At 71.7% G+C, this 6,116-nt stretch carries 6 protein-coding genes and 1 pseudogene; 5 read left to right on the top strand and 2 right to left on the bottom strand.

The genetic code is table 11. The annotated features are described in order from the left end of the window. From B351_RS17885 to B351_RS0115730, 3 genes and pseudogenes are all read left to right on the top strand, one after another. Positions 1-548, top strand: a pseudogene (locus B351_RS17885) (hypothetical protein); the annotation flags it as partial. Positions 549-1,002: 454 nt separating this feature from the next. After that, complete coding sequence (mnmG, locus tag B351_RS0115735; protein WP_019399992.1) at positions 1,003-2,892, top strand: tRNA uridine-5-carboxymethylaminomethyl(34) synthesis enzyme MnmG; 1,890 nt, start codon at positions 1,003-1,005, stop codon at positions 2,890-2,892. Positions 2,893-2,960: 68 nt separating this feature from the next. Continuing rightward, positions 2,961-3,656 carry a glutathione S-transferase gene (locus tag B351_RS0115730; RefSeq protein ID WP_026010798.1) on the top strand — a complete coding sequence of 232 codons (696 nt, stop codon included), beginning with the start codon at positions 2,961-2,963 and terminating at the stop codon, positions 3,654-3,656. 22 nt (positions 3,657-3,678) lie between these two features. On the opposite strand, the gene B351_RS0115725 is transcribed toward B351_RS0115730, so the two are convergent. Together B351_RS0115725 and B351_RS0115720 are read right to left on the bottom strand one after the other, a co-directional pair. Continuing rightward, complete coding sequence (locus B351_RS0115725; protein ID WP_019399990.1) at positions 3,679-4,203, bottom strand: rhodanese family protein; 525 nt, start codon at positions 4,201-4,203, stop codon at positions 3,679-3,681. A 10-nt stretch (positions 4,204-4,213) separates the two neighbouring features. Next, positions 4,214-4,531 carry a helix-turn-helix transcriptional regulator gene (locus B351_RS0115720; protein ID WP_019399989.1) on the bottom strand — a complete coding sequence of 106 codons (318 nt, stop codon included), beginning with the start codon at positions 4,529-4,531 and terminating at the stop codon, positions 4,214-4,216. A gap of 76 nt (positions 4,532-4,607) precedes the next feature. Between B351_RS0115720 and B351_RS0115715 the strand changes: the two genes are divergently transcribed. Further along, positions 4,608-4,967 carry a carboxymuconolactone decarboxylase family protein gene (locus B351_RS0115715; protein WP_019399988.1) on the top strand — a complete coding sequence of 120 codons (360 nt, stop codon included), beginning with the start codon at positions 4,608-4,610 and terminating at the stop codon, positions 4,965-4,967. Between the two features lie 149 nt (positions 4,968-5,116). Next, entirely contained in the window at positions 5,117-6,082 is a 966-nt protein-coding gene (locus tag B351_RS0115710; protein WP_050992269.1) for a cation diffusion facilitator family transporter, read from the top strand. Positions 6,083-6,116: the final 34 nt, after the last annotated feature.

Below are 6,116 nucleotides of genomic sequence, written 5' to 3'. Positions count from 1 at the left end.
ACCGCCCGCCGGTGCGGCCGCCGGCCACCGCCGGCGGCAGCCGCCCGGAAGGCCATCGCCCGCCGCCGCCGAAACACGACAATCCCGGCCATGATCGCCCGCGCGAGCGCGCGCCCTGGCGCGACCTGGACCGGCTGCGCGAGCAGCGCGACGGCGCCGCGCGCGGCCCCGGGCGTCCGCAGCCCAGGCCGCAGGCCGCCCAGGGTGGCCTCTACCAGCCCCGCCCGCAGGCCGCCGGCCGGCCGGGCGGCATGGGGCCGGCCGCCGCCCCGGCGCCGCGCCCGGTGCAGGAGTACCGTCCGCGTCCGGACAACCAGGGTCGGCGCCTGCCGCTGCAGCAGCGCCTGCGTGCCGAGGAGGCCAACGCCGCCCCGGCCGCGCAGCCGGCGGTCACGGGTGGGCCGCGCCCGGCCACCTACGGCGAATCGCGTCCGGCCACGGTCCGCTCGCCGCGCCCGGTGGCCGGCGACGTCCCGCGTCCGGTCAGCAGCCCGCGGCGGGCCGAGCGGGTTCCCAGGTTTGAGACGCGGCGCACGCTGGAGCGCTGAAAATACGCTTGCGTTTGTGCGGCGCGCGCCGGCAAGCTAGCGCCCGTGTGACCGGCGGCGTCAACTTCTGACCCAGTCCGGCCAAGCCATGTCGATGTCCGGTAGGGAAATCTGGATCCCCCCTGTTCCGGCCCTACCGGACGTCGGCACCTCTGCACAGCCCGGCCCGAAAGGCCGGGCTGTCCCTTTTCCGGGCCGGAAAACCCGTAGCGACGCGGGTTGCGGGCAAAAAAAGGGGGCCGGCAGTCCCCCGACTGCCGGCCCCAGGCTTCCCCATCGCGCGCATGATCGGCCCCTGTTCCAATTCCGATCAGCGCCCCCCGACGCTTTGCCGCGATGGGTGCACATCCGGTATATCCGCACGAAGCGTGCCAAACTTTAGGGCCTGTCCTAAAAAAGCCCGGCCGTGCCTGGTCCCCGCGCGGGACCCCCGGCCGTGGCGGGAACCGCCCCCATGCCTTCCTCCTTCCACCAGTACGACGTCATCGTGATCGGCGGCGCCCACGCCGGCACCGAGGCCGCCCTGGCCTCGGCCCGCTCCGGGGCGCGCACCCTGCTGCTGACCCACAACATCGAGACCGTGGGCGCGATGAGCTGCAACCCGGCCATCGGCGGCATCGGCAAGGGCCACCTGGTCAAGGAGATCGACGCCCTGGGCGGGGCCATGGCCCATGCCGCCGACCTGGCCGGCATCCAGTGGCGCACCCTCAACGCCTCCAAGGGCCCGGCGGTGCGCGCCACCCGCTGCCAGGCCGACCGCGCGCTGTACCGCGCCGCGATCCGGCGCATGGTCGAGAACCAGCCCAACCTGACCGTGTTCCAGGCGGCGGTGGATGACCTGGTCATCGAAGGCGACGCCGTGCGCGGCGCCATCACCCAGACCGGGCTGCGCTTCGAGGCCCCGGCCGTGGTGCTGACCGCCGGTACCTTCCTGGCCGGCAAGGTCCACATTGGCCAGACCACCTACGCGGCCGGGCGCATGGGCGATCCGCCATCCACCACCCTGGCCGCGCGCCTGCGCGAGCGCCCGTTCGCCATCGACCGCCTCAAGACCGGCACCCCGCCGCGGATCGACGGCCGCAGCCTCGACTACTCGGTGATGGAGGAGCAGCCCGGCGACGATCCGCTGCCGGTGATGTCCTTCCTTGGCCGGGTCGAGGAGCATCCGCGCCAGGTCCCGTGCTGGATCACCCACACCACCGCGCGCACCCACGAGATCATCCGTGGCGCGCTGGACCGCTCGCCGCTGTACACCGGCCAGATCGAGGGCATCGGCCCGCGTTACTGCCCCTCGATCGAGGACAAGGTGGTGCGCTTCGCCGACAAGGAGAGCCACCAGGTCTTCGTCGAGCCGGAGGGCCTGGACGTGGTGGAGATCTACCCCAACGGCATCTCCACCTCGCTGCCGTTCGACGTGCAGCTGGAACTGGTGCGCAGCATCCGTGGTTTCGAGCACGCGCACATCACCCGTCCCGGCTACGCCATCGAGTACGACTTCTTCGACCCGCGCGGGCTCAAGCCCACGCTGGAGACGCGGCTGGTGTCGGGCCTGTTCTTCGCCGGCCAGATCAACGGCACCACCGGCTACGAGGAGGCCGCGGCCCAAGGCCTGCTGGCCGGCCTCAACGCCGCCCGCCACGTGCGCGGGCAGGAAGCCTGGGCGCCGCGCCGCGACGAGGCCTACCTGGGCGTGCTGGTCGATGACCTGATCACCCACGGCACCAACGAGCCGTACCGCATGTTCACCAGCCGCGCCGAGTACCGGCTGCAGCTGCGCGAGGACAACGCCGACCTGCGCCTGACCGAGACCGGCCGCCGCCTGGGCCTGGTCGACGACGTGCGCTGGGCGCGCTTCTGCGCCAAGCGCGAGGCGATCGAGCGCGAGACCGCGCGCCTGCGCGCGCTGTGGGCCACCCCGGCCAATGCCGTGGGCCGCGAGGTGGAGCAGGTACTGGGCGTGGCGGTGAGCCGCGAGACCAGTGCCCTGGACCTGCTCAAGCGCCCGGAGCTGGACTACGCCGCGCTGATGCGGGTGCCGGCACTGGGCCCGGGCGTGGACGATGCCCAGGTGGCCGAGCAGGTGCAGATCGGGGTCAAGTACGCCGGCTACCTGGACCGCCAGCGCGAGGAGATCGAGCGCCAGCGCCGCCATGAGTCCACCCCGATCCCCGCGGACTTCGACTACGCCGCGGTGCGCGGCCTGTCGGCCGAGGTACAGCAGAAGCTGGAGCGCGTGCGTCCGCTGAGCATCGGCCAGGCCCAGCGCATTCCCGGCATGACCCCGGCGGCGATCTCGCTGCTGCTGGTCCACCTGGAACGCCAGCGCCGCAGCCGCGTGGCCTGAAGCGGCCGCGGCGGCGCCGTATGATCGGCGCGTACGCCGTCGCCCCGGCGGCGCGAAGGAGCGTGCCGATGTACGTGCTGCATATCGCCAACCGCAACTACTCGTCCTGGTCGCTGCGGCCGTGGCTGCTGCTGCGGATGCTCGGTATCCCGTTCGAGGAGCGCATGGTGCCGTTCCACGACACCGCGGCCTGGGAGCGGTTCCGCGCGCTGTCGCCCAACGCCAAGGTGCCGCTGCTGGTCGATGGCGACACCGTGGTCTGGGAATCCCTGGCCATCGTCGAATACCTGGCCGAGCGCCATCCGGGCGTCTGGCCGGACGATCCGCTGGCACGCGCCTGGGCGCGCAGCGCCGCCGCGGAGATGCACGCCGGCTTCGGCGAGCTGCGCACGCGTTGCTCGATGAGTTGCGGCCAGCGTGTGCGCCTGCGCGAGGTCCCGGCTTCGCTGCAGCGCGACCTGGACCGGCTTTCGGCGCTGTGGCGCGACGGCCTGGACCGCTTTGGCGGCCCGTTCCTGGCCGGCGCGGCCTTCAGCGCGGCCGATGCGTTCTTCGCGCCGGTGGCGTTCCGCCTGCAGGGCTACGGCCTGTCGCTGGCGGACCCGCAGGCGGAAGCCTACGCGCAGCGCCTGCTGCAGCTGGAGCCGATGCGGCAGTGGTACGAACAGGCGCTGGCCGAGGATTTTCGCGACCTGCCGCATGACGAGGAAATCACCACTTGGGGCACGGTGGTCGAGGACCTGCGGGTGCCGGCAGCCGGATAACCCGGACGCCGCACGCCGTGGTTCAGGCGCGCATCGCCCGGTTCCATGGCATACGCAGCAGCACGTGGGCCAGGCCGCAGAAGCCGGACACGCCGGCAAACAGCAGGCCGGCGCCGAGGAAGCCGGTCAGCAGCAGGAACCAGGGCGAGACCGTCGCCGCCAGCGTGCTGCCGGCCAGCAGCAGCACGCCCACGGCGATCTGCACCTGGCGGTTCAGTTCCAGCGGCGCCCCGGCTTCGCGCACCACTGGCAGCCCGGCCTGTTTCCACGCATTGATGCCACCGTCCAGCAGCAGGACCTCGCGACCGCCGGCCGCGGCTTCCAGCGCGGCGGCATTGGCCCGGGTACGCATGCCGGAGCGGCAGTGGAAGACCACGGTGCTGGCGGCGGCGTCGCGCAGCTGCGGCGCGGCCTGAAGCCGGTCCAGCGGAACGCAGCAGGCGCCGCTGATGCGTTCGCGCGCATGTTCGTCCGGCGCGCGGATATCGACCAGCAATGCGCCCTGTTCCAGCAGCGAACGGGCGGTGCGGGCATCGATGGTTTTCATGGGGAATCCCTCAGGGGCAGAACACGGACTTGAGCGCGCCCACCAGCGTGGCCACGCGCGGATCGGCGATGCGGTAGTAGACGGCCTGGCCTTCGCGCCGGCAGTCGACCAGGCCGTCGGCGCGCATCCGCGCCAGGTGCTGCGACAGCGCCGACTGGCTCAGGTCCACCTGCTCCAGCAGCTGGCCAACGCCCAGCTCGCCATGGCCGACCAGCAGGCACAGCACCAGCAGGCGCTGCTCGTGGCCGAGCGTGCGCAGCATGGCGGCCGCCTCGGCGGCGCCTTGCTGCATGAAGGCGAGGTCCTTGCGGGAGATGGCTGGGCTCATGCGGCCATTATATGAGCATTGCCTAATTTAGCAATCGATAATATTCTCGCTGCACATCCTACTGCCGGAGGCCAGCATGAACGCCGCCAACTACACCGAACTGACCCGTGACATCTCGCGCAACCTCACCGCGCTGCGCACCCACAATGCCGACGTGATGCAGGGCTTTGGCGCGCTGGCCAAGGCGGCGATGGCGCCGGGCGCGCTGGACGAGAAGACCAAGGAACTGATCGCCATGGCCATCGGCGTGGCCAACCGCTGCGACGGCTGCCTCGGCTTCCACGCCAAGGCGCTGGTGCGCCTGGGCGCCACCCCGGAGGAGTTCCGCGAGATGCTGGGCGTGGCGGTCTACATGGGTGGGGGGCCGTCGCTGATGTACGCCGCCAATGCCCAGGCTGCCTACGACGAGTTCCGCAAGGCGGCCGAAGCGGCCTGAGCGGTTCGCCCGGGTTGCCGGGCGCGGCCGATTCCGCTCCGGCTTCCCCGGCCCTGCTTCCGGCGTGGCCTGCCCGGCGCGTCGCGACGGGGCGCTACCGGGCGGTGCCGCATGCGCCAGACCGCCGCCGCCGCGTTAACCTCGACGCCATGTCGTCGTCGCCACTTCCGCCACGGCAGGTCCAGGCAGGTCCCAGCGAGCAGACGGTGCTGGTCGTCTCCATCGGCGTGACCCTGCTGGTCGCGGCGCTGGGGATCGTGTTCGGACTGCTGTCCCGCTCCTTCGCCATCGTCTTCGATGGCGTGTACTCGCTGGTGGACGTGCTGATGACGGTGGTCACCCTGCTGGTGGCGCGGCTGATCGCCGCGGCCGATGCCGGCGGGCCGCAGAACCGGCGCCTGGTCGAGCACTTCAGCATGGGCTTCTGGCACCTGGAGCCGATGGTCCTGGCCTGCAGCGGGCTGATGCTCACCAGCGCGGTGCTGTACGCCCTGATCAACGCGGTGCACAGCTTCATCGAGGGTGGCCGCGTGCTGCACTTCGGCCACGCCATGCTGTATGCCGGCGTCACCCTGGTGGCCTGCATCGTGATGTCGGTCTACCAGCTGCGCGCGAACCGCCGCCTGAAGTCGCAGCTGGTGGCGCTGGATGCGAAGGCCTGGATGATGTCCGGCGCGATCACCACCGCGCTGCTGCTGGCGTTCGCCATGGGCGGCATGCTGCAGGGCACGCCGCTGGAGCGCTGGACGCCCTACATCGATCCGGGCGTGCTGGCGCTGGTGTGCCTGCTGATCCTGCCGCTGCCGCTGGGCACGATCCGCCGCGCGCTGGAGGACATCCTGCTGGTGACTCCGCAGGACCTGCGCCTGCACGTGGACGAGGTCGCGCGCCAGGTGGTGGAGGAGGAGGGCTTCCTCGACTTCCGCGCCTACGTGGCCCGGGTCGGGCGTGGCCGCCAGATCGAGCTGCACTTCATCGTGCCGCCGGGCCTGCCACCGCGCACGCTGGAGTCATGGGACCGGCTGCGCGACCGCATTGGTGATCGCATTGGCGGGGACCCGCACCAGCGCTGGCTCACCATCGCCTTCACCACGGACCTGGAGTGGGCCGAGTAGTCCCCCGACGCGACCGGTACGCGGGTAGCCATCT

It is taken from the genome of Pseudoxanthomonas sp. GW2 (assembly GCF_000283075.1).
Taxonomy (GTDB): domain Bacteria; phylum Pseudomonadota; class Gammaproteobacteria; order Xanthomonadales; family Xanthomonadaceae; genus Pseudoxanthomonas.
Note: the sequence above shows the minus strand (reverse complement) of the source record. Positions and strands in the feature narration are given on the sequence as shown.

What these genes read in the sequence shown, in the direction of transcription:
- B351_RS0115725 (WP_019399990.1), bottom strand. Translation starts at nt 4,203, where the DNA reads ATGAAAACCATCGATGCCCGCACCGCCCGTTCGCTGCTGGAACAGGGC.
- B351_RS0115715 (WP_019399988.1), top strand. Translation starts at nt 4,608, where the DNA reads ATGAACGCCGCCAACTACACCGAACTGACCCGTGACATCTCGCGCAAC.
- B351_RS0115710 (WP_050992269.1), top strand. Translation starts at nt 5,117, where the DNA reads ATGTCGTCGTCGCCACTTCCGCCACGGCAGGTCCAGGCAGGTCCCAGC.
- B351_RS0115730 (WP_026010798.1), top strand. Translation starts at nt 2,961, where the DNA reads ATGTACGTGCTGCATATCGCCAACCGCAACTACTCGTCCTGGTCGCTG.
- mnmG (WP_019399992.1), top strand. Translation starts at nt 1,003, where the DNA reads ATGCCTTCCTCCTTCCACCAGTACGACGTCATCGTGATCGGCGGCGCC.
- B351_RS0115720 (WP_019399989.1), bottom strand. Translation starts at nt 4,531, where the DNA reads ATGAGCCCAGCCATCTCCCGCAAGGACCTCGCCTTCATGCAGCAAGGC.